Genomic DNA, 21,724 nt, shown 5'->3' with positions numbered 1-21,724 from the left:
CGGGGTCGAAATCCCGGGCCGGAAGCAGTGGCCGGTGGGAAGTCCAGGACTTCCCACCGGCCATTGCTATCCCACGGGTGCGCCGCAGGCTACGCGGCAGTCCCGCTGGCTGCCAGGTGCCGCGGTGACCTCTTGCGAAGCCTGATGCGGGCAGCCACGGATCTGGCCCCGAGTCCCACGCCAATGGCGACGCCGACCCAGAGGCTGGAGCCCAGACGGTCTGCCTGCGTGTACACCGGGTGTCCGACGACGCTGAGGATCCCGTAGAGGGACAGCGCCACACCCGCCCAGCCGGCAGGGGGCAATAGTCTCTCCCGCATTGCGCGGACGTACCCCCACACGCCCGCCACGAAAACGAGGAGATACGCCGCGTTGGCGGGAAGGTCCACCAGGAACCTCCAGAGGAAGTCCACTTCCAGCACCATCAGCAGGTTGAACGGATCGTCCACGGGCGGGTGCCGGAAGTGGTCGGTGAAGGTGTCCTGCAGGCTTTCGTTGAGGCCCGGAAAGCCAAACAGCGCATTGATGGCAAGCGAGGCCACAACCAGCACCGTCGAGACAACAATGGCCAACCGTATCTGGCTGTAGCGGCGATAGGTCTTGAAAATCAACAGCCCGACGCAGACGAGCAGGAAGCTTACGCACAGCAGCACCGCAGAGGAGTACTTGAAGAAGAACACCAATCCCAGACCGAGTATCAGCAGTACTGTCCCTCGTACCCGCGAGCCCCGCAACACATGGGCCAAGCCGATGGCCATGACCAGGGCGGAGGCCAGCGTCGGGCCCTCTGCCAGCAGCGCAATACCGTGCGGGATGCTGGCGGGCAGCACGTAGAAGGCGAGCTGGACCAGCAGGGACGGCACCAGGCTGAGCCCGGCCAGCCGGGCCAGCCGGGCGATGAGCAAGCCTGCGATGGCCGTCCCGGCGACCGCGACCACCCACATTCCCTCCCGCTCGCCAAGGAGCCGCATGAAGGGAATCGACAGGAGCGGGAATCCCACCCTCGGGGTGAAAATGGCCTGGTACTGGGGGTTTCGATCAACCCAGCCGACCACCGGGCCGCGGCCGGCAACGGTCTTTGTGATGCAGTTCTCTAGCGTCCCCTGGTACGGCATCGAGGGGTTCTTGCAGAATTCTGTGAAGGCGTGCAGCCACGCCTGGTTCGAGGGGATGCCCTGTAACTCGTCGGCGATTCTGATGTACTGGATGGTGTCGCCCCACACGACGCCGGGACCCATCAAAGTGACAGCCAGGACAAAGAGCAGGGCGAGCCCGCCGTGCGCCGAGCCCCGTTGCAGCCGGAATTTCCACACGCTGGCGCGGTCGGTCACGATCATGATCCCCAAACAACTAGCAGCCCGATAACAGTCTCCGGGCTGATCCCGGAAGTACCCCACAAGAATAATACCGTCGTTGAAGCTCCAACCTTGCCGCCCGGCGGGGTCCCTACCGCAGCATGCGTGCTTTCAGGAACTTGCCCACCTTATGGAAATGACGTTCCACCAGGAGGAAGTAGCCGTAGGCCAGCACATTGCTGACCACCAGCGCCAGCGGAATCAACTGCCAGGCACTGAGCTGGTCGTGCAGGTAGACCCACAGGTAAGTGATCACTGAGAAATGGATCAGGTAGAGGGAATAGCTGAAGCTGGAGAGGAACACGCTGAACCGGTTGAACCACGGCGTTGCCAGCCGCGGCACGGTCCCGCCAGGCACCGATGCAGTCCCGTCGCCGTCCTTGCGGCCGGAAAGCCAAAAATACAGGTGGCAAAATGCCACCGAGGCCGTTCCGATGGAACTTGCAGCGTGCAGGTTTTGGCCGCCGTAGTACAACGAAGCCAGGAAGCCGGCCGTCGCCAGCAACGCAATCAGACCGTGGAGTGCAACCGGCAGTTTCCGCATTTGCGCGGCGGAAAGGGCGTAGAGCATTCCGATGATCCAGGCGAGTGATTCGTAGCCGCCCTTCACCATGTAGCCAACGGGAACTGCGATGGAGAACACCAGCAAGATGACGCCGCCGACGCCCAGCTTCATCCGGCGGATGGCCACGAACGCCAACAGTCCGAAGGCCACGTAGATCCACCACTCCGCCACCACTGACCAGAGCGGGGCTCCCGAACCGACCGGTCCCACGTTCATCCAGGGCATGTGCAGCCTCGGCGCCAGTTCCTGGAAGAACGGGTGGTTGAACAGCAGCAGGAAGTTGCCGGCAATTGTCTGCGGGCTCAGGTCGATCCTGATAAACGGCAGCTTGGTCGAGCCGTGGATGACCAGAAAGTCGAACACGGTGATCAGGACCAGCGCCGGGATCAGCGGATAGATAACCCGCGCTATCCGGTCAATGAGGTAGGAGCCGAACGTGAAACCGGGCTGGGACTTCTTCTTGAGAACGGCACTGGTGATAAGGAAACCGGACAGCACAAAAAAGATGATGACAGCGAAGGATTGCATGTAGAACACCCTTTGCCCGGGGACCATAAATATCCCGGGCACGAAGATGTTGAGCGCATGGCCCAGGACGACCGCCTGCGCGGAAACCCCGCGGGCGACGTCGAAGAAGATGATGGGACCGCCTGAGGGCTTGGCCGACAGCGCTCCGGTCCGTTCGACCACCGGCGTTGCGTCAGTCAAGAATCTGTTCCCTTCCGTTCTGGGATGCCGCAGCGACGCTGCGGGCACGGACGCGCCATGTGACGGCGACCGCGGCCATTAACGCGCCCACTACGGCGACGGTAACCACGCCCGTTAGGATATCGCGGGGCAGGAGCAGGAGGACAGCCACATAGGCCACCGCGGCCAGGCAGCAGGCGCCATAGACCTTCGGGGCCCAGCCCCCGGCTGCGCGCCGCCGCGCGACGAGGTAGTACGCGCAGCCCAGCAGGAAGAACGTTGCGACCGACGCCACGGCCATGCCGATGAGGTCGCCGTGCGTTGCCGGCCACAGTGCCAGCAGGACGCCGACGCCGAGCACGGTGGGAGTGACGACGGACAGCCACCAGGTGACGTTGTCGGCGAACAGGAGCGTGGAGGCATTGAGGTACAGGAGGTAGCCGAGCCCGATCAGGGGCATGATCTGTGCCACCGGGATCAGGCTTTCCTTGCCGCCGGCCATCACGTGGGTGACAAGGTTGGCTCCGGCGGCGGCCACGACGATAATCGCCAGGCCGGCCAGGCTCGCCGTCGTCATCGTGGCGCGCATTCTGGCGATCCGTGCTTCGCCGCGCACGGACATGAGGGCAGGCACCCAGGCGTTGTTCAGGGCACCGAGCAGCGTCACAGTTCCCAGAATGAAGATCTGCACTTTGCCGTAGTCTCCGGAGACACCGTTCGCGGCCGTGACGGCCAGCAGGAACGCCGCGCCCTGGGTCAGCAGCATGAGGGCGCCGGTATGGGGAAGCACGGGCAGGCCGATCGCGAGGGCCTCTTTGACGGCTCCCCGGTGGGCAAGGGGCCACGCGGGCCTGGCTACGGCGACGGAGAGCACGGCGCTGAGCAATACGAGCAGACCGTAGCCCGCCATGAAGATTTCCGGCTCCGCACCGAACACCAGCATGGCCACGAGGCCGCAAACGTAGGCAGCCATCGACGAGCACAGGCTCAGCACGACAAACATGATCGCCCGCCCCTGGGCCCGGAGAATGGCCTGGGCAGCGAGGACAGCGGACAGCAGTCCCATCGCCACCAGGGCGACGACGAAGCTCGTGGAATGACCGGCGCCTGCCGCAACCCAGTAGATGGCCGCGGCCAGGCAACCGACCAGGATCCCGCCCACGGTCAGCAGTCCGCTGGTGGCACGGGCCTTGGAGGGCCCATCGGGATCGAACCATGCCTTGGTGATGGCCAGGGGCAGGCCTGCCGCAGCCAGGACCACGCCCACCTGGATCAGCGACACCGACAGGAACAGCTCCTGCCATTTGGCGTCGCTGTTGAGCACGTGGAGCGCAAAGGGCTGCACGAGGAACACGCCGAGGCCCTGCATCAGGGCTCCAGCCAGGTAAAGCACCGAGTTGCGCCCCGACCGGGACGCCGGCTCGGCCGTCCCGGGGCGGTCTGCGCCGCTGGCTACACTATTCACCGTTGAGCTGAAGCCATTCATGGACCCGGTCAATCACGCGCTTCTGGTCAGCTTCCGTGAGCTCGGTGGAACACGGCAGGGACAGCCCGCGGGCGAAGATCTCTTCGCCGACGGCTCCGCCCACCACGGCCTCGTTCTTCAGCGGCGGCTGCATGTGCAGGGGACGCCACAGCGACCGGGACTCAATCCCGGCCTCTGCCAGGAAGTCCTGGAGCTCATCGCGGGCACTAGGTCCCCGCTCCGCCGGAACCTGGATCGAGTACAGCCAATAGGTCGACTCCTGTCCGGGGAGGGTCGGAGGCGTCTGGATGGCCGTTCCGGCGAATGCGTCGTTGTACCGCTTGGCGACGGCGCGCTTGGCGGCAACGAAATCGTCGAGGCGTTCAAGCTGGGCGACGCCGAGCGCGGCAGCGATGTTGGTCAGCCGGTAGTTGAAGCCGATCTCATCGTGCAGGTACCCGCGGTCCGGCGTGCGGGCCTGGGTCGAGAGGTGCTTGGCACGGCGGGCCAGTTCCTCGTCGTCGGTGGTGAACATGCCGCCGCCGCCGGTGGTCATGATCTTGTTGCCGTTGAACGAGAACGCGCCCATGTCGCCGATGGTTCCTACATGCCGGCCGGCCAGCGGGCCGGACGTCCAGGTGGCCCCGAGAGCCTCGGCGGCGTCCTCGATCACGATGATGCCGTATTCGCGGGCAAGTTCCACCACAGCGGCGACGTCGGCAGGTTGGCCCAGGATGTGGACGATCTCGATAGCCTTCGGGAGCTTCTCCCCCGCGGCCGTCCGGCGCTCCATTTCCTTGCGGAGCAGGTCGACGTCCATGCACCAGGACTCGGCGTCGGAGTCGACCAGGAGCAGTTCCGCGAACTGGTACGACGCGGCGTTCGAGCTGGCCATGAAGGTGAAATCCGAGACGGCCACCATGTCCCCCGGCTGGATGTCAGCCAGCCGCATGGCGATATGCAGCGCGGCCGTGCCCGAGGCGCAGGCGACGGCGTACTTGGCGCCAACGTATTCGGCGAAGCGCGTTTCGAACTCGCTCACGAACCGTCCCACGGAGGAGACGAAACCGGAGCTGATGGCTTCGTTCATCAGTTCCGCTTCGCGGGCACCGATGTTGGGAATGGCTAAGGGGACTCGCGTCACGGTGTGCCTTTCTGGCGGGTGTTTAGCGGGAGTATTTCGCGGCTGCGGACGCGTCGACGCCCCGGGCCTGGATCCACTCGGCCGTCTGGCGCAGACCCTCTTCGAGGCTGACCTGGGGTGCCCAGCCGAGTTCCGCGAGTGCCTGGGAGGGGTCCGAGAGCAGGCGCATGACCTCGCTGGCCTCGGGCCGGACGCGCTCGTCCTGCGTGATGATTTCGGCCGTTGAGCCGGTGACCTTCGCGGACATTTCCACGAGTTCACCGATGGTGACGTCGTAGCCGGTGCCGAGTTGGATGACCTGGCCCTGAAGGGGGATGTCCGCCGTCGCGGCCTTGAAGAAGCCGTCCGCGGTGTCGGAGACAAACGTGAAGTCGCGGCGCGGGGTCAGGGATCCGAGGTGGATCTTCTCGGCGCCGGCAACCATCTGCTGGAGCACGGTGGGGATGACCGCACGGGCTGACTGCCGGGGGCCGTAGGTGTTGAACGGGCGCAGGACGACGACCGGCGTCTCGAAGGAGCTGGCCCAGGCCTCGCAGAGCTTGTCCGCGGCGATCTTCGTTGCGCTGTACGGCGACTGGCCGCGGAGTTCGTTGTCGACCGTGATCGGGACGGTCTTGGGGGTGCCGTAGACCTCGGACGTGGAGGTGTTGACCAGCCGGCCGACGCCGTGGCGCCGCACGCCTTCGAGCACGTTCAGCGTTCCGACGACGTTCGTCTCCACGTAGGAGCGGGGCGCCTGGTAGGAGTACGGGATGGCGATCAGGGCGGCAAGGTGGAGGACGACGTCGGAGCCCTTGACCAGGTCCGAGACGAATTCCGAATCGCGGATGTCGCCGAGCTGCAGGTCCACGGCGTCGCGCTCGGCCGGGCTCAGGTCGTCTAGCCAGCCGTAGGAGCCGTTGGAGTTGTACACGCAGAGGGCGCGGACGTTGGCGCCCTCCGCGATGAGGCGCTGGGTGACGTGGCTGCCGATGAAGCCATCGGCGCCGGTGACGACCACTGTCTTGCCTTTAATGTCCTGGTAGTTCACGGCTATCACTGGCCTTTCGCTGTTGCTAGGTCTTTGGGAGTTCCGACATCGATCCAGTCGGACTCAATGGGCCATGCGGCCACGTTTTTGGTGTCGTCGATGCAGGCTTTGACGAGATCGGGCATAGAGAAGGGTTTCATGTATGGCACCATCGCCAGGGCCTCGGGCGAGACGGCGTAGATTCCGGTGCTGATTTCGAATTCGATGGTCGGTTTCTCCACCACCGAGCTGATGGACCGGCCTTCGCCGATCTCGAGCACGCCGAAGGGCACCTGGTGCGTGTAGGGCCGGGCCGCGACGGTTACCGCGGCGTTCTTGGAACTGTGGAAGGCCAGCAGGTCCGCCGCGGAGTACCGGACCATCAGGTCCGCGTTGGTCACGATGACGGGCTCGGAAATGTCCGGCACCTCGTGGTGCAGGAGGCCGAGTGCACCTGCGGTGTTCAGCGGGGTCGCGGGGTCCTCGTAGAGGTAGCTGATCTTGCAGCCGAGCTGGGAGCCGTCACCGAGGTGGTCCTTGATCTTCTCCGCCAGGTACGCGACGGAAACGTAGATGTTGGTGATTCCGGACTCAACCAGGCCGAGGATGATCCACTCGATGATGGTGCGGTCGGCCACGGTCATCAGCGGTTTCGGGGTGTCTTTCGTCAGGGCACCCAGCCGGGTTCCCTTGCCTCCGGCCATGATCACCGCGATGTTGCTCAGCGGCTTGCGTCCGACGATGTCGTTCAGGGTATGCAGCCCGACGAGCGTGCCGGAGTCGTCCACGACCGGCACCTCGCTGATCCGCAGGCTGCGCATCAAGTCCAGCACCGAGGCGCGGGTTGCCTCGGGCCTGACCACGTGCGGCTCGACGTTGGCGAATTTGAGCGCCGGGGAGTCCAGTTGTGCCCCACTGAGTAGACCGCGGCGGATATCGCCGTCGGTGATGACACCGCGGAGGCGGCCGTCGTCCGTGACCAGCGCAATTGCTGATGCGCCACGGTCGATTGCTTCCAATGCCTGGCGCACGCTGGCCTCAGGGCCTATGCAGACGTTGCTCAACGGTCCGTCAATAGTCATAGATTCAACTCTCCAGCGGTAAGTCAACAAAAGCCTTGGTCAGGCCCGTGGCAAGGCTACCCACGATCACGCGTTCGATTGGCTCTGCGGAGTGGGAATCCCCGTACGGGTTGACCACGCTACGGCACGTCAGTTGGAACTGCGGGCTCAGGGCCTTCTCAATACTAGCGTGAATCTCGTTCCGCTCGTCCCGGCAGTGCAGCACGTTGGCGCCGTACTCGCGCCCCCGCTGCCGGTCACCGACGTTCACCACGGGAACATGGAACGATGCCGCTTCCAGGATCCCCGAGGACGAATTTCCCACCAGTGCCCGCACGGTGGCCATGACGCGGGGGTAGAGCGGGCCGAGGCTTTCGCGCACGATCACGCCCGGCAGGTTCCGGTCCCGGATCTCCTCGAGGACGGCAATGATGTCCTCCCGGCCGGCGTCGAAACCCGGGTAGGTGAGGATGGCCGTGCCAGCCTGGGCGAGGGTTTCCTCGAAGACTTCCCGGGCCAGTTCGCCGGCGTTGGTCCCCATTTCGGCGGTCGGCGGATGGTACGTGGCCATCACCAGCGGCTGCACCAGGGGAACGCCGAACTCGGCCTGGAATTCCTCGCCGCTCAACGGCACGGGATGGGCGAAACGGTCCAGCCCGGGCGCACCGGTCTGGTGGATCCGCTCGGCGGATTCGCCCAGCTGGGCAACCCGGCGCGCGGCCTGTGCCGTGCTGACGCAGTGTTGGTCCGCCAGTTTGGTCACCGCGTGGCGGACCCGCTCATCGAGTGCGCCCTCGGTGACCTCGCCGCCGTGCAGGTGGATCAGGCGGATGCCGCTGATCACCACGGGCGGCAGCACGTAGAGCAGTTCCCACCGGTCCCCGAGAACGACGACGGCGTCCGGCTGCACTTCGGGCAGCAGCTTCGCCATGCCGGCGGACAGTGCGGCACCCGTCAGCGACTGCCGCTCTGCCGACGGTTCTGCCAGGTACAGCCCCAGTTCGTGGTGGACGAAAGAGCCGGGCGACAGCCCTGCTTCGATGAGCCTGTCCGGCGCCGAGCCTTCAGGGAAGCCGATGGCCGTCGCGACATGCAGCTCGACTGTGGAATCGGCGGCCAGGGCGACCAGCACCGGTCCCAGCGGGAAAAGATCCGCCCGCGTGCCGGCGAATGCAAGAACCTTCATGTCAGGCGAGGTCCCCGCCGGTCACGGGAGAACCGGCGGCGACGGCGCGCTTGGCCTGCTGGCCCACAACTATGGCGGACGGGGACAGTCCGCCCTCGGGACGCAGGATGGCAACGTCGTCGGCCGTGATAACGGCACCTGCCGGGATGTCGCGGACGGCGTGGAAGGAGCGGCGTACCAGTGCGGCGTTGGCTTCCTCACTGGGCATCCGCCGTTTGTGGCCGTCTCCCAAGGCGAGGTGTGCCTCCCGGACAAAGCGCACGTAGTCCGCGAATTCCGCCCGTTCCAGGGATGCGGAGTGGTCCGGGCCGTTGCGTGTTTTGTCCGTGGTGATGTGCTTTTCGAGCAGGGTGGATCCGAGGGCGGTGGCGGCGATGGCCGTCACGGATCCGGGGGTGTGATCCGACCATCCGACCTCGACGCCGAATTCCTGGCGCAGCGCGGGAATGGCCCGGAGGTTGGCCTCCTCCAGGGGGGCGGGATACGCGGATACGCAGTGCAGCAGCACGGTGGCCGGCGCCTTGGCCGTCGCCTCGAGTGCCGCGGCGATTTCCTCGCGGGTGCCCATGCCGGTTGAGACGATCATCGGGATGCCGAACTCGGCGATCGCGGCGAGGTAGGGGGTGTTGGTGAGCTCTCCGGATCCGATCTTGAGCCCGGGGACACCGAGTTCCGCGAGCATCAGGGCACTGTCATAGTCGAACGGTGTGGAGAGGAACGTGATGCCGCGTTCGTTACTGTGGTCCCGCAACTCGGCCCAAGCGGACTCGGGCAGCGTGAGCCGGGCCAGCATCTCCGACTGGGACTCCGAGAACCCTGCGGCCTTCTGGTACGGGGTGGTGTCGGCCGACCCGGTGACCAGGGTTTCCGGCTTGAAGGTCTGGAACTTGACCGCGTTTGCACCCGTATCGGCGGCCAGATCGATGAGTTCATGGGCCACGGCCACGTCACCGTCGTGGTTCACGCCGGCCTCCGCGATGATGAAGATCTCTTCGGCAGGGCCGATGCGGTGGCTGCCAAAAGTTACGGAGGTGGAAATCGGGTCATGAGTCAATTGGCTGGACCTTTCGTAGATACAAGTCGCTGTGCGGGCACTCCCACATATGTTGTCATACCGGCCAGCGGCCGCGTCGCCACCGCCCCTGCCCCCAGCACCGCGAAGTCCCCCACGGAGATGCCGGGCAGGATACGGGCGCCGGAGCCCAGAAACACCTGGATTCCCGTTACGGCGGCCCCCAGCAGGACGGCCCCCGGGGCGATGTGGGTACCGGCTCCAACGACGGCGTCGTGTTCGACCACGGCGCTGGTGTTGATGACCGCTGCGTCGCCGATCCGGGCCTGCGGACCCACATGCGCGTGCTCGCAGACTTGGCTAAGGGCGCCGAGGACCGCCGTGCTGTCCACGGTCGCGCTGCGGGCCACCAGCGGAAGGGCCAGTGCCGCCAAGCGGGGCTCGGCCAGGATCCCGTCCGCAATCTTCGAGCGGATGGGATTGTCGCCGATCCCGACGGCGATCGCGAGGGAATGGCGGGCGGCGTAGTCCAGGGCCTCGCCGTCGTCCCCGAAACAGTCAGGAAGCTCGCCGTCGCGGCCCGCGAAAGCGGCGAGGTCGGGAGCGGGATCATCCGGGCGCGCACCCACAGTGCCGAAGGCCCGGTCACTGAGGGCGGCGATTCGTTCGCCGCGTCCACGGATGATGGCGGCCAGGCTGCGGCCATGCCCGGAGGCGCCGATGATGAGCCATGCCGTTTCCTTCGGGGATTGCCCATCCATTTATAGTCGCAGCGCCTTTGAGAATAGAGTTGCCAGATGACCTTTTCATCATACTTGGACGATTCTAAGGTGATGGCGAGCGTCGCCACGCCTGCCGCCCTGACCCAAGCGGGCCGCCCGCTGCGTGCCCTTGTCCGCGGGACGGGCTCCATTGGGGCGCGGCATCTGCGTGTGCTGCGCAGCCTGGGGGTCGAACAACTCTTTGCGTGGCCGGTCCGGCCAGCGTCGTCGGCCCCGGCTGCCCGCGCGGCTGACTACCCTGCCTCCGTCCAGGTTGTCCAGGGCTACCCGGACGAACCCCTCGACCTGGTCATCATCGCCACCGACACCAACCGGCACGTCGCCGATGCCCTCGAGGCACTGGAGCACTCCCCCACATCAATCCTGCTGGAAAAACCGGTCGCACCTTCCGCGGAAGACGCGCGCATCCTGCTGGATCATCCGCGGGCCAACACCATCACGGTTAGCGCCCCACTGCGCTTCCACCAGGGGCTGGCTCTGACGGCGGATGTTCTGCCGCGACTCGGCCGCGTGACCAGTGCACAGGTGGTGTCCCAGTCGTGGCTGCCCTCGTGGCGGCCGGGCCGGGACTTCCGCAGCAGCTATTCGGCCCGGAAAGACGACGGCGGTGTCCTGCGGGACTTGGTCCACGATATCGACTACCCCGCCATGCTTCTTGGCGCCCCGGCCTCCCTCAAGGCCACGCTCGGGCACGGGATCCTCGGCATCGAGGCCGAAGAGGCCGCCGATGTCCTGTGGGGCGACGCGCCCTGCGTGCACCTGCGCCTGGACTATGTGACACCGGTAAAAACGCGCAGCATCCGGATTGCGACCGAGCAGGGGGCAATCGGCTGGGACGCCGTCCGGAATGAGGTGACCCTGGACTGGCCCGCATCCGGGGCGGAACCGGGCTCGGCCGGTTCGGTCCGCGCCGCGTTTCCGGCCGACGCCGACGTCGACGTCGTGCTGGCGCGCCAGTCCCTTGCGGTGCTTGAAAGGGCAGGGACAGTCCCCAGCCGTGCCATGGATATTTTCTCCCCGGCGGGCCTGGCCGAGGGGCTGCTGGCGGTGGCTATCTGCGACGCGGCCAGGCTGGCCTCGGCGACCGGCGGAACTGAAAAGGTACTGTGGTGATACCGCAATCCGGCCACGCACCATTGCGATCACACGACGAGGTTGAGAAATAACAATGAACGAAAAACCGTCCGCGCCCCGGGTTCTTGCAGTCATTCCCGCCCGGGGAGGCTCCAAGGGATTGCCCGGTAAGAATATCCGGCCGCTGATGGGCAAACCCCTGCTGGCCCACAGTGTGGCGCTCGCGGCGCTGCTGGGAGAGAACGTCCGCTGCATCGTGTCCACCGACGACCCCGACATTGCCGAAGCCGCCCGCGCTGCCGGCGCGGAGGTCCCCTTCATGCGCCCCGCGGACCTCGCCAGCGACACTGCCCCGATGAGCGTTGTCCTCCGGCACGCCCTTGAGGCGATGGAGTCGCTCGACGGCACGACGTACGACATGGTGCTGCTGCTTGATCCCACCAGCCCCACCCGCACGCCGGAAAGCGTGAACGAAGCCATCGCGACGCTTAGCGGCAGCCCCGAGCTGGACGGCGTCGTCGCGGTCTCCGAACCGTTCTTCAACCCAACCTGGGTGGGGGTCAAGCCGCAGACCGAAGGGGGCATCGAGCTCCAGCGCTACTTCGCCGAGGGTACCGGCGTGGTGCGGCGCCAGGATGTGTCCCGGTTCCTGCGCATCAACGGCAGTTTCTACGTGTGGCGGGCTGAATTCATCCGGCGGCTGGAGAAGAGCTGGTTCGACGAAGGCCGCCACGGGTACGCCGAAATTCCGGAAACCCATGCGTTCAGCATCGATGACGAGAACGAGTTCCTGCTGGTTGAGGCCGTCGTATCCGCCGGCCTGGCTCCGCTTCCCGGCTTCGACGGCATCCATAAGAACTCCCGTGAAACCCTGGACAAGGACCACTCAGCATGAGCAGCCCGCAGAATCTCTTTTCCCTGACCGGCCGGACCGCGCTCGTCACTGGCGGCGCCGGTCCGCTGGGGAGCGTGCTGGCTGATGCGCTGGCCGCACAGGGCGCGGACGTCATCATCTCCGACATCAGCGAACAGGCGTGCCAGGAGGTCGCCGCGGGCCTGCACGACCGCCACGGGGTGGCCGCCCGCGGCATCAGCTCCAACCTGCTCGAACCGGACGGCACCCTGAAACTCGTCGAGGCGATTGACGGTCCCCTGGACATCCTGGTAAACAATGCCGCCTTCACCGGAACCTCCGGAGTCCCGGGCTACGCCGTGCCGTTCGAGGAACAAACCGACGAGGCGTTCGAGCTGGCGTCCTCCCTGAACCTGCGGGCACCGTTCTCACTTGCCCGGCAGCTGGCGCCCAAGCTCGCTGCAAGCGCCGGGGCATCGATCATCAATGTCTCATCGATCTACGGCATCGTCGCCCCGAACATGGGACTTTACGAGGGAACCCGGATGGGCAACCCGGCCGCGTATGGCGCCACCAAGGGCGGCATCGTCCAGCTGACGCGCTATCTCTCCACCGTGCTCGCACCCCGCATCCGGGTCAACGCCTTCGCCCCGGGCGGCATCGCCCGCGGACAGGACAGCGCCTTCACGGAACGGTACGAGAAGCTCACACCGCTGGGCCGGATGGCCACCGAAGACGATTTCCGCGGCGTCGTGGCCTGGCTGGCCTCGGACGCCTCGCGTTACGTGACCGGGCAGACCATCGCCGTCGACGGCGGCTGGAGCGCCTGGTAGCCCAGGCGCCCGCCGCCCCGGGCCTTACGGCCTCAACGGCTCCACGGCCGCCATTGCCGGCAGCTTCGGCAACGGCGAGGGCAGATGCTGCAGCGGATGGCGGATCCAGTGCCAGGGCGACAGCCCCGCCTCGGTTGCGTGCGCGCCTTCGGGGATCTTCTTGAGACCGAGGACCGTTTGCGCTTTGGTCAGGGGGCCACTGGCCCAGTACTCCAGGAAGGGAACCACCGTGTGTGATTCCCAGCCGAGCAGCCGGGACAATTCCTGCGGCGTGCGCATGTCTCCACGGCCCAGCTCTGCTTCCGCGATCTTCGTCAACACGTCCTGGGGCGTGGACTCCTCATAGAACTCCGGCCACAGATCCCGCATGACCAGGCCCGGATCCGCGGCGGCGTTGGCGCCCAGCCGGAAGTCTGGACCGTAGATGGCCACGTCGGCCCCGCTCACCGCTGCGTACATGATGGACGTCGACAGCCGGTTGGACACCACCCTCTTCGCCACGGACATCATCCAGAGAATCCGGCCAATGAACTGCGGGTCGCGGCGGTCCCCGGCACTGACCACGTCGTGGCCGGCAGACCGCCATGCATCGAGGATTTCGTCGTTGTGGAGATCATCAATGTGGAGGCATACGGTTGCCGGGCCCTCCTTGTCGCGGACCATCTGCGCGTAGGCGACGTGGTCACCGTCCACCTTGAGCAGCGCCGTCCCGTGCAGCGGAAGCACCAGGGTGCGGTCGGTGCGTTCAGGAACGACTCCGTTGGCGCGGGCGGCGTCAAGGAGGTAGAGGTACGGGGCGCCGATGGCGTCCAGCATGGGCGTGCCGTCGCTGAAGAAGTTGCCGGCATCATCCGGGCTCCAGCCACGTGATGAGCTGGTCCAGGAAAGGCGGCGCCGGGCCGGGCCCCAACTGGCGAAATCGCCGAACTGGGCCGTTACCGGGCTGCTGACGGTCCATCCGTGCTGGATGAGGCCGGAAACGTGGCGAAGCCTGCGCGATCCGCAGTACAGGGCAAAGACGGCAGAGTGGCCGTAGTAGTGGTTCTGGATGTCCATGGGACTGAGCGGCACCTTAAGTTGTCGATCGGGATCACCACCGCCGCTCCAGGCGGCGGGCTCGGATGGTCAGGGCCTGACGGCGTGCGTGGCCAGCTTGCGCAGGCCCGGCCACATTCCCTTCGAGACCACCTTCGGCGTCAGGGACACGGCGTTCAGCCGGGACGTCAGGTGCAAGCGCGCGGCGCGGGCTGCCGCGTTCCAGCCCTTGGCGGCAAAGTCCCGGACGCACTCGTCAAAGAAGGCACGCTCTTCGGCGAACCGCCGGCCGTCCAGCGCCCGGACCGATGAGTCGGACTCCCGGTGGCGGCGGTACTGGAAGCAGACCGTGTCCACGACGGCCATCTTGCCGCCGCTGAGGATGATGTCGACGGCCAGCGCAAGGTCCTGGACGACGTCGTACTGGGGGCGGAAGTCATGCTTCTTGATGGCGTCGGCGCGCCAGGCGACCGAGGGGAAGTACAGCCAGTCGCCCACCATAAGGCTTTGCGCGATGGCTTCGCCGGCGACGATCGCTTCCGACGTCTTGCCCACCAGCTTGTGGCGGAGGAACTGCTTAACTGAGTCACCCAGCGGCTGGTACACGGAGCCGTTCTCGTCGATGACCTCGACGCCCGGCTGGACAATGCTGACTTCCGGGTCCTGGAAGGCCTTGCGCACCGTGCTCAGGTAGTTCGGCAGCATCAGGTCATCGGCGCCCATGATGACAACAATGTCGTGCTCAACCAGACCTACGCACTTCTTGTAGTTGCCGTTGGCCCCGAGGTTGACCTCGTTGCGGTGGTACCGGACCCGGCCGTCGGCAGCTACGAGGCCGGCAAAGTAGTCCGGCAGGGTGTCATCCGGATAGCCATCGTCCACAATCGTGAAGCGGAAGTCCTTGTCGTCCTGTGCGAGTACGGAGGAAACAGCAGCCTTCATCATGGCTACGTCCCCGTAGTACGGGAACATTACGTCAATTGTCACTATTTTCTTCTCTCGGTTGGCGGCACGGCGGAAGCCGTCGCGGCCTCGCCTGCCGTCGGCTGGATTGGTTTGGATTCCTGCTGGAGTCGTTCCACGGAGGATCGCAGGATGGCAACTTCTTCGGCAAGAATGCGGGTCTCATCCTCAAGAATGGTGAGTTCGCGCGAAACGTGCAGGCTGACGCCCACGAGCAGCAGGATCGCCAGGGCGAACAGCAGGTTGGACGGAACGACCACGCCGACTAGCGCGGCTGCCCAGTTGAGGAGTCTGGGGAAGATGCCCAGAATGATGGTCAGCGTGCCGATGACCAGCCACAGGATGGCGTACTTCTCCCGCAACCGGCCGTTGCGAAGCATTATGAGGACTACTGCCACCATCACGATGGAAAAAATCAAGGAACCTGCAACGTTCATGCCTTAGGCACTTCCCTCTCCGGCAATGTCGCCGGACAGCGGCGCATATAGTTCGGCCGCGCGCGGAGTCCGGCGTCGGGCCAGTGCGAAACACAGGACCAGGCCCGAGCGCGCAAGATAAATGGATGCTTTGATGGGCCCCTGGCTGGGGGTGCCGGCCTGCCGTTCTTTCATTTCGACGGGCACCTGGGTCACGCGGCAGCCGGACTTGACCGCCACGACCAGCGAATCGATGGTGTCCCCCAGGTATTCGGCCGGGAAATGCGAAATGTACTGCTGTAGCGCGGTTTCGTTTGCGGCGCGGAACCCCGAGGTGACGTCCGTCAACTGCGTCCCGGCGACCGCCGAGATGACCTTGGCGAGGAAGAACATGGCCCAGCGGCGGGGGCCCTTGGCGCCGTAATTTCCCTTACCAGCGAAGCGGGCGCCGATCGAGATGTCAGCGTACTCCAGCCCCGCCAGAACGCGGTCGATGTCGTGCGGATCGTGCTGGCCGTCCGCGTCCACCTGGATGACCGAGTTATAGCCGTTGCGGAGGGCGTACTTGAATCCTGCCCGCATCGCCCCTCCGACACCCAGGTTGAAAGGCAGACGCAGGACCGTTGCACCGGCTTCCCGGGCAATCCTCGGAGTATCGTCCCTTGAGCCGTCGTCGACGACGAGGACATCGTGCTGGGGGACTACAGCCAGGACATTCCGGATGGTGTTGCCGATGGCCTCGGCCTCGTTCCAAGCCGGCATGACAATTAAAACGCCGGAACGCTGTGAGTTACCCATGGTTTGAAAGTATAGCAACGTGCAACTGCCGCCCCCTCCCGGCCCTCCGCTACCGCCCCGTGGCGCGCCGCGGCGCCCACGGTCGGATTCGTGACGTCGTCCGCATACTTGTAGGGTTGGTCCTGAAACTTAGGAGACTGGATCAATGACTTGGTGGGAAACACTTCCTACGCTGGCAGCGACTGCGCTGGTTTACTTCCTTCCCGGTTTGATGATCCTGGCAGCTGCCGGTCTTCGCCGGTTGAACCTGGCGGCCTTGGCCGCTCCCGTATCGGCGTCCGTCTCCGGCATGACAGCCATCATCTTGCCGTACCTGAAGCTCCCTTTTAACCCAGTGACCTATTTCACGGTCAGCGTCCTCGCGGCGGCCGCCGTGGCAGTGTTCAGGCTGATCCGCCGCCGACGCCGTTCAGCGGCCGGTTCCGAAGCGACCGGTACCCGGTTTACCGGGTTCCTGGGAGCGAACTTCCCGCTTTCCTCCGCTGACACGGGTGTCTGGCTGGCGCGCCTGGCGATTCCTGCCGCCGTCGTCATTCCGGCCGCGATCATCAGCCTTCGCTACATCGGGGGCTTCGGATCCCCGGACAGCTTCTCCGAGACGTTCGACAACATTTACCACCTCAATGCCATCCGCTACATCGCCGATACCCAGAACGGCTCGACGCTGACCTTGGGCAACCTCACGGCCGCGTCCCAGGGCCTGTACCCGGCGGCCATGCATGACTCCATGGCGCTGGTCCTGATGCTCGGCGCCCCGTCCGTCATGGCCGCTGTTAACGTTGGAACCATCGTCACCGGCGCCATCGTGTGGCCGCTCGCCTGCGTGTTCATGATCAGCCGGATCGTGGGCTACCGGCCGTTCCCGCTGCTCGCGGCGGGAATCCTCTCGGCCGGGTTCAGCGGGTTCCCGTATCTCATGGTGGGCTTCGGCGTCCTCTACCCGAACCACGCAGCCATCGCCCTTCTCCCGGCAGTGCTTGGATTGGCCATTGAGGCGCTTGGAATGTCGCGCACGCCCCCGGGGTCACCGCTGGCACCCGTACTGGCTCTTGCTGCCACCGTTCCGGGCCTCGCCCTTTCGCACCCCAGCACTTTGGTAGCCCTGCTCGGATTTGCCACGCCCGTTGTAATCGGCCGTCTAATCCGCTCGTGGAGCGCCGCGAGGGAAGGCTTGGTCTCACGGCGGCAGCCGCGCCTGTGGCTGGCGTTCACGGTCGCGTACCTGCTGGCCACCACTGCCGTCTGGGTGGTCGCGCGCCCCAGCCTCAGCTCCGCCGGCTGGACCCCGTTCCAGACCAACGCACGGGCCATCGGTGAAATCCTGGGCAGCGCGCCGATGGGGACCACGACCGCCTGGGTCATGCTGGTCCTGACCATCGTGGGGCTGTACGTCGTCGCACGCCAGCTGCGCCGCTACTGGTGGGTCGCCGGCATGTACGCCGTCGGCGCCGTGCTTTACCTGGTGGTTTCCAGCTGGAGCAATGGCTTCTTCCGCAATTTCCTCACCGGAGTCTGGTACACAGACAGCTTCAGGCTCGCCGCACTGCTCCCGGTGGTGACACTCCCCGTCGTCGTGCTCGGGGCCGAATGGGTGACCTGGCGCGTCCGCGCCCTGACGGGTGCCCTGATCGCCACGGCGAAGGAGCGGCCGGCTGCCCTCCCCCGGGCGGCGTCGGGTGTGATTGGCCGCCTGCCGGCGTCTTCCGGGATCGCCATGGGCTGCGTCGTGCTGCTGGCCCTTGGCCTCGGCGCCCAGGGCGGAACCCTCTCCGGGGTCCAGAACCGGATCAGCACCATCTTCACCACGACGCCGACGGCCTCGCTGCTGTCCACCGACGAGGTCTCACTGCTCAAGGAGGTGGCGGCCATCGTGCCCGAGGGCGACGTCGTGGTGGGCAACCCCCGCACCGGCGCCTCGCTGGTTTATGCCATCTCCGGCCGCCGCGCCCTGGCCCCGCATATTTTCGGCATCCGGACCCCGGAGGAACAGCTCCTGCTCGACCACTGGGACGAAGCCGCCTACAACACTGCAGTATGCCCGGCGGTCAAGTCGCTCAAGGCCTACTGGGCCCTCGACTTCGGGAACACCGAGATCACCCCGCGGGCCGAGCCCCTCTTGGGCGTCCGCGACCTGGCGGACAACACCGCCCCAGGCGTGAAGCTCGTCAAGGCCGCGGGCAGCGCCCGGCTCTTCCGGGTGACCGCCTGCGGGTAGCACCCGGCCCGTCCTGCCCCCGGTAAGAGGAGCAGCAAGGCTGGTTACGATCCAAAAAAGAGCCAGGCCGGGACACTGTCCCGGCCTGGCTCTTCGGTTTCCTGCGTGCTACTTGCCCGCGCTGCGCTGCCCCTCGTAGTACGCAGCCTTCGCCAGCTCCGGAACAATGTTCCGGCCTGCCCAGGCGACCCCTAGCGCGGAACCGGACCGCAGGGCTTGATCCTCGATCCCCGCGGCGTAAAACAGGGAGGGCTGCTTGGCCGTCGACAATGCCGGGATCTTGCCGCCCACACGCAGATCGGCCATATCGTCCTGGCTAACGGACGCCACGAGGATATCCGCGGAGAGCTCGTCGGCGCGTTCGTGCGGCCACACATAGGAGACCGGCGATTTCTGGCCGCCGGTGGCACGACCCTCTTTCTTGACCTTGGCCATTGCCGGTGCCGGAACGAGACCGAAATCCTTCAGCGCGCCCAAGACCACGGAGTCTTCCGGATAGACCTGGATGTCGGCCCCGTCGACGGACGATGCCGCAGCGAAGAGAATGGTGGTTCCTTTGAGTCCGGCGTAGTCACGGACGGAATCCCTGACCGCACCCTCGGTCTTGGCCTGCAGCTCCGCGGCGGCGTCGCTACGGCCAAGGACCTTCCCGATGAGCGCCGACCTCTGGCGCCATTCACGGCCCGAATCCGTCGACTCGGACAGCACGACCGGCGCGATCTCGGAAAGCTTGTCGTAGTCCGCGCGGGTGATAGTGCCGCCGACAGCCAAAATGACATCCGGATCAAGGTTGCGGATGTCATCGAGCGGCATCGCGACCTTGTCATTGAGAAGGAACGGAGGGGCCCCGTCGATGTCCCGCATCGCGTCGGTGAACCACGGCGAGGAGGCGGAGCCGGAAATCCCCACCGGGGCCAGGCCCAGCGCGGCGCTGGCATCGGCGTCGGCGCTGCTCAGCGCCACGACGCGCTTGGGCGGCGCCTCAACCGTCGTCGTCCCGTAGCTGTTGGTGAGGCTCAAGGGGAAAGCATTGGCTGAGACGTCGACGGCATCGCCCCCCTTGGTCGCGCTGCATGCGGACAACGCCAGGGGCAAGGCAACGATAGCGGCGAGGAATCCGCGCCGGCCGATCGCCCTACCGGTCGTTGGTCCATTCGGCGGCGTCATGGCCATATTTGAATCCTCAGTATTTCGGTGGTGAACAATGGTGCGGGCCCGCTGGACAGGTCCAAGTTTATCGCGTGCAAAAAGAGCAGCCTGTTTACCGGCATGCGGTCAATTTCAGGAGTTTGGCCTCGCCGTGTTCGTCGACCACGCTGGCCACCCCGGCCTTCTCGAGGTCGGCCAGGCCGGGCGCGGGGTGGTGCTCGTTGTTGACTTCCTGCGTCCCGAAATCCAGGACATAGCCGATGCCGAGCCGCGACACCGCCGGGCAGACTTCCGGGTCCGTCTTAGCGTCCCGCAGCCTGGCCAGGATGGTTTTGTCGTCAGGGCTCTCATTGCTGGTCAGGATGTGCAGTTGCATGGTGCGCCTGCCCGCCAGAGCGTAGCCCAGGGCACTGCCGTTCCCAGGGTTCGAGGCGATGACTGAATCCGCCGGAACGAACTTGTCCAGTTCCGACAGGACGGCGGCTTCGTCAGATGTCAGCAACGGCGACTCCGGCGTCAGCGCATAGCTGCCGCGGGCCAGGGAGACCATGTCCGGAACGCTACCCAACTGGGTGAGGACCACCAGCGCCACGGCGCCGGCTGCCGACACGGTTGCCTTCACGGGCTTCCGGGACAGCAGCGGAGACCGGGACGGTCCGGCATCCCCCGCGCCGTTGCCCGCCGCGGCGAGCCGCGAACGGAGCCAGGTCCAGGCGGCGATTGTCCCCACGGCCGCCGGCACTATCACCGCCACCGGCAGCAGGGCCGCCAGCCGGTAACTGTCGCTGTACCAAGTGCCGGAGAGCAGGTACCGCAGCCGCCCGGCGGGGAAGCTGGATACGGCTACAAAGAGCAGCGCCGCGATCAGCAGGACGCCGATCAGCCACCAGGTGCGCCGCCGGCGGGCGGCCAGCACGACGCCGAGCACGGCCAACACCGACATCGCGACGGCGGGCGACGTGCCCAACGGCGCGTTGCCCGCCACTTGCAGCAGCGCCCTCGGAACGGACTGCACCGGCGGCCAGAACGCTGCCGCGAACGACGGCCGGGCGACGACCCAGAGCCCCAGGGCCGCCGCGGCACCGACGACCAGGACAGCGGTCCAGGCAGCGGCCTTGACCCTGTTCGCGGCCCAGTCCCGCCGCCAGTTCAAGACCGAATCAACGTAGACGTACAGCACTGCAGGCGACAAAAACGCCAGGCAGGCCAGGAAGGTGCTGGGATGCGCCTGGGCCACGCCGGCCGAGGCGAGCACCAGCACCACCAGAGGCATGGGTCCCCGGAGCTCCGGAACCGCGGAAAGCCCCAGGGCCTGGACGCCGAGCGCCAGCAAGGCCGGCAGCAGGGAGAGCGACAGCAGGTTGGGATAGAGGACACCAAAGTGGATCATCAGCAGGGGAAACGCGGCGAACCCGGCGGACAGGATTCCCGCGATGACGGCCGCGTCCCTGCGCTGGCCCAGGGCCTGCTGGCAGAGGTAGACGCAGCCCAGGGGCCACGCGATGGAGGCAATGGCGATATTGCCGGCGTTGACGGCAACCGGGACAGAAGACGTCGAGATCTGGGCGATCAGCGAGATGAACGCGTGCCAACCCGCCGGATAGAACGACCCGCCTGTCATGGCACCGAGAGTCAGCGACGAGGCCTGGCCGGTGTCCTCAATAAAACGGATGGCATTCAGATGGAAGATGTTGTCAAAAGTCTGCGAAATGTGGTCCGGCGAACCGATTACGTCAACCATCCGCGCGCAAATAATGACGCCGCCGAGGGCGGCGCCGCCGAGGGCCCACCAGAACCGCGGGTCGATCCGCCTCTCCGTTTGAAGCCCGCGCCACTTTGCCGGCAGCGCGCGCCGGAGGCCCAGTGCCGCGAGGACAGCGACGGCGGTCAAGGCGGCAACCGGCAACGGCGACCACGGGATTTTCAGGAACGGGGCCAGCAGGCCCGCAACTGACACCAGCGCAATCGACAGGACCGGTGACAGCGCGGCAACGGCAAATGCCCTGAGGCCGAGGGCGCGGCCGAGGGCCAGGCCGGGCACCAACAGCACCAGGATGGCCGTCAGCACCGCGGGCAGGCTCGCAAACCAGGACATCTGTGGCAACTCCTCAAGAGATGGGGC

The 21,724-nt window shown here is 66.1% G+C and carries 19 protein-coding genes; 4 read left to right on the top strand and 15 right to left on the bottom strand.

All coding sequences use genetic code 11. The annotated features are described in order from the left end of the window. Nucleotides 1-89: 89 nt before the first annotated feature. From BLS42_RS18265 to BLS42_RS18220, 9 genes are all read right to left on the bottom strand, one after another. Nucleotides 90-1,331 (bottom strand): hypothetical protein, encoded by a 1,242-nt coding sequence (locus BLS42_RS18265; protein WP_143019235.1) that lies wholly within the window; start codon nucleotides 1,329-1,331, stop codon nucleotides 90-92. A gap of 115 nt (nucleotides 1,332-1,446) precedes the next feature. Next, nucleotides 1,447-2,628, bottom strand: coding sequence for an acyltransferase family protein (locus BLS42_RS18260; protein WP_176803533.1), 1,182 nt, complete (start codon nucleotides 2,626-2,628; stop codon nucleotides 1,447-1,449). After that, nucleotides 2,621-4,072 (bottom strand): lipopolysaccharide biosynthesis protein, encoded by a 1,452-nt coding sequence (locus BLS42_RS20060; protein ID WP_143019234.1) that lies wholly within the window; start codon nucleotides 4,070-4,072, stop codon nucleotides 2,621-2,623. Before BLS42_RS20060 ends, BLS42_RS18260 begins: the two co-directional genes overlap by 8 nt. Further along, nucleotides 4,065-5,216 carry an aminotransferase class I/II-fold pyridoxal phosphate-dependent enzyme gene (locus tag BLS42_RS18245; protein WP_218122134.1) on the bottom strand — a complete coding sequence of 384 codons (1,152 nt, stop codon included), beginning with the start codon at nucleotides 5,214-5,216 and terminating at the stop codon, nucleotides 4,065-4,067. The genes BLS42_RS20060 and BLS42_RS18245 overlap by 8 nt, the downstream gene beginning before the upstream one ends. A 22-nt stretch (nucleotides 5,217-5,238) precedes the next feature. After that, nucleotides 5,239-6,246: an SDR family NAD(P)-dependent oxidoreductase gene (locus BLS42_RS18240; protein ID WP_256336560.1), complete on the bottom strand. Its 1,008-nt coding sequence runs from the start codon at nucleotides 6,244-6,246 to the stop codon at nucleotides 5,239-5,241. A 5-nt stretch (nucleotides 6,247-6,251) separates the two neighbouring features. Further along, entirely contained in the window at nucleotides 6,252-7,307 is a 1,056-nt protein-coding gene (locus BLS42_RS18235) for a sugar phosphate nucleotidyltransferase (protein ID WP_090583702.1), read from the bottom strand. 4 nt (nucleotides 7,308-7,311) lie between these two features. Continuing rightward, complete coding sequence (gene neuC / locus BLS42_RS18230; RefSeq protein ID WP_090583701.1) at nucleotides 7,312-8,472, bottom strand: UDP-N-acetylglucosamine 2-epimerase; 1,161 nt, start codon at nucleotides 8,470-8,472, stop codon at nucleotides 7,312-7,314. Nucleotide 8,473: 1 nt separating this feature from the next. Continuing rightward, entirely contained in the window at nucleotides 8,474-9,526 is a 1,053-nt protein-coding gene (locus tag BLS42_RS18225) for an N-acetylneuraminate synthase family protein (RefSeq protein ID WP_256336559.1), read from the bottom strand. Beyond that, nucleotides 9,523-10,245 carry an LbetaH domain-containing protein gene (locus BLS42_RS18220; RefSeq protein WP_090583699.1) on the bottom strand — a complete coding sequence of 241 codons (723 nt, stop codon included), beginning with the start codon at nucleotides 10,243-10,245 and terminating at the stop codon, nucleotides 9,523-9,525. The genes BLS42_RS18225 and BLS42_RS18220 overlap by 4 nt, the downstream gene beginning before the upstream one ends. Before the next feature lie 36 nt (nucleotides 10,246-10,281). On the opposite strand from BLS42_RS18220, the gene BLS42_RS18215 reads away from it, so the two are divergent. The 3 genes from BLS42_RS18215 to BLS42_RS18205 are packed head-to-tail and all read left to right on the top strand — an operon-like array spanning nucleotide 10,282 to nucleotide 13,026. Beyond that, nucleotides 10,282-11,379 (top strand): Gfo/Idh/MocA family protein, encoded by a 1,098-nt coding sequence (locus BLS42_RS18215; RefSeq protein WP_090583697.1) that lies wholly within the window; start codon nucleotides 10,282-10,284, stop codon nucleotides 11,377-11,379. Nucleotides 11,380-11,434: 55 nt separating this feature from the next. Then, the gene (locus tag BLS42_RS18210) at nucleotides 11,435-12,235 is read left to right on the top strand and encodes an acylneuraminate cytidylyltransferase family protein (RefSeq protein WP_090583695.1); all 801 of its coding nucleotides are present in this window, start codon (nucleotides 11,435-11,437) and stop codon (nucleotides 12,233-12,235) included. Next, on the top strand, nucleotides 12,232-13,026 hold the full coding sequence (locus BLS42_RS18205; RefSeq protein ID WP_090583694.1) for an SDR family oxidoreductase: 795 nt from the start codon (nucleotides 12,232-12,234) through the stop codon (nucleotides 13,024-13,026). The genes BLS42_RS18210 and BLS42_RS18205 overlap by 4 nt, the downstream gene beginning before the upstream one ends. Before the next feature lie 24 nt (nucleotides 13,027-13,050). Here the strand turns inward: BLS42_RS18205 and BLS42_RS18200 are convergent, their stop codons facing one another. The 4 genes from BLS42_RS18200 to BLS42_RS18185 form a co-directional block, all read right to left on the bottom strand. Beyond that, nucleotides 13,051-14,082 carry a hypothetical protein gene (locus BLS42_RS18200; RefSeq protein ID WP_090583692.1) on the bottom strand — a complete coding sequence of 344 codons (1,032 nt, stop codon included), beginning with the start codon at nucleotides 14,080-14,082 and terminating at the stop codon, nucleotides 13,051-13,053. 69 nt (nucleotides 14,083-14,151) lie between these two features. Then, nucleotides 14,152-15,048: a glycosyltransferase family 2 protein gene (locus tag BLS42_RS18195; protein ID WP_090583690.1), complete on the bottom strand. Its 897-nt coding sequence runs from the start codon at nucleotides 15,046-15,048 to the stop codon at nucleotides 14,152-14,154. Further along, complete coding sequence (locus BLS42_RS18190) at nucleotides 15,048-15,461, bottom strand: DUF2304 domain-containing protein (protein ID WP_090583688.1); 414 nt, start codon at nucleotides 15,459-15,461, stop codon at nucleotides 15,048-15,050. The genes BLS42_RS18195 and BLS42_RS18190 overlap by 1 nt, the downstream gene beginning before the upstream one ends. A 3-nt stretch (nucleotides 15,462-15,464) precedes the next feature. After that, entirely contained in the window at nucleotides 15,465-16,238 is a 774-nt protein-coding gene (locus tag BLS42_RS18185) for a glycosyltransferase family 2 protein (protein WP_256336558.1), read from the bottom strand. Between the two features lie 145 nt (nucleotides 16,239-16,383). On the opposite strand from BLS42_RS18185, the gene BLS42_RS18180 reads away from it, so the two are divergent. Further along, the gene (locus BLS42_RS18180; RefSeq protein WP_090583684.1) at nucleotides 16,384-18,453 is read left to right on the top strand and encodes a DUF6541 family protein; all 2,070 of its coding nucleotides are present in this window, start codon (nucleotides 16,384-16,386) and stop codon (nucleotides 18,451-18,453) included. Between the two features lie 108 nt (nucleotides 18,454-18,561). On the opposite strand, the gene BLS42_RS18175 is transcribed toward BLS42_RS18180, so the two are convergent. Next, the gene (locus BLS42_RS18175; RefSeq protein WP_176803532.1) at nucleotides 18,562-19,473 is read right to left on the bottom strand and encodes an ABC transporter substrate-binding protein; all 912 of its coding nucleotides are present in this window, start codon (nucleotides 19,471-19,473) and stop codon (nucleotides 18,562-18,564) included. A gap of 241 nt (nucleotides 19,474-19,714) precedes the next feature. Further along, complete coding sequence (locus BLS42_RS18170; RefSeq protein ID WP_090583681.1) at nucleotides 19,715-21,697, bottom strand: DUF6541 family protein; 1,983 nt, start codon at nucleotides 21,695-21,697, stop codon at nucleotides 19,715-19,717. Nucleotides 21,698-21,724: the final 27 nt, after the last annotated feature.

Source organism: Arthrobacter sp. ov407 (genome assembly GCF_900102895.1).
In the GTDB taxonomy this organism is placed as follows: Bacteria; Actinomycetota; Actinomycetes; order Actinomycetales; family Micrococcaceae; genus Arthrobacter.
Note: the sequence above shows the minus strand (reverse complement) of the source record. Positions and strands in the feature narration are given on the sequence as shown.

Excerpts from the sequence above, each read along its gene's own strand:
- BLS42_RS18235 (WP_090583702.1), bottom strand. The coding sequence starts at position 7,307 with ATGACTATTGACGGACCGTTGAGCAACGTCTGCATAGGCCCTGAGGCC.
- neuC (WP_090583701.1), bottom strand. The coding sequence starts at position 8,472 with ATGAAGGTTCTTGCATTCGCCGGCACGCGGGCGGATCTTTTCCCGCTG.
- BLS42_RS18220 (WP_090583699.1), bottom strand. The coding sequence starts at position 10,245 with ATGGATGGGCAATCCCCGAAGGAAACGGCATGGCTCATCATCGGCGCC.
- BLS42_RS18215 (WP_090583697.1), top strand. The coding sequence starts at position 10,282 with ATGACCTTTTCATCATACTTGGACGATTCTAAGGTGATGGCGAGCGTC.
- BLS42_RS18210 (WP_090583695.1), top strand. The coding sequence starts at position 11,435 with ATGAACGAAAAACCGTCCGCGCCCCGGGTTCTTGCAGTCATTCCCGCC.
- BLS42_RS18205 (WP_090583694.1), top strand. The coding sequence starts at position 12,232 with ATGAGCAGCCCGCAGAATCTCTTTTCCCTGACCGGCCGGACCGCGCTC.
- BLS42_RS18200 (WP_090583692.1), bottom strand. The coding sequence starts at position 14,082 with ATGGACATCCAGAACCACTACTACGGCCACTCTGCCGTCTTTGCCCTG.
- BLS42_RS18190 (WP_090583688.1), bottom strand. The coding sequence starts at position 15,461 with ATGAACGTTGCAGGTTCCTTGATTTTTTCCATCGTGATGGTGGCAGTA.
- BLS42_RS18185 (WP_256336558.1), bottom strand. The coding sequence starts at position 16,238 with ATGGGTAACTCACAGCGTTCCGGCGTTTTAATTGTCATGCCGGCTTGG.
- BLS42_RS18180 (WP_090583684.1), top strand. The coding sequence starts at position 16,384 with ATGACTTGGTGGGAAACACTTCCTACGCTGGCAGCGACTGCGCTGGTT.
- BLS42_RS18170 (WP_090583681.1), bottom strand. The coding sequence starts at position 21,697 with ATGTCCTGGTTTGCGAGCCTGCCCGCGGTGCTGACGGCCATCCTGGTG.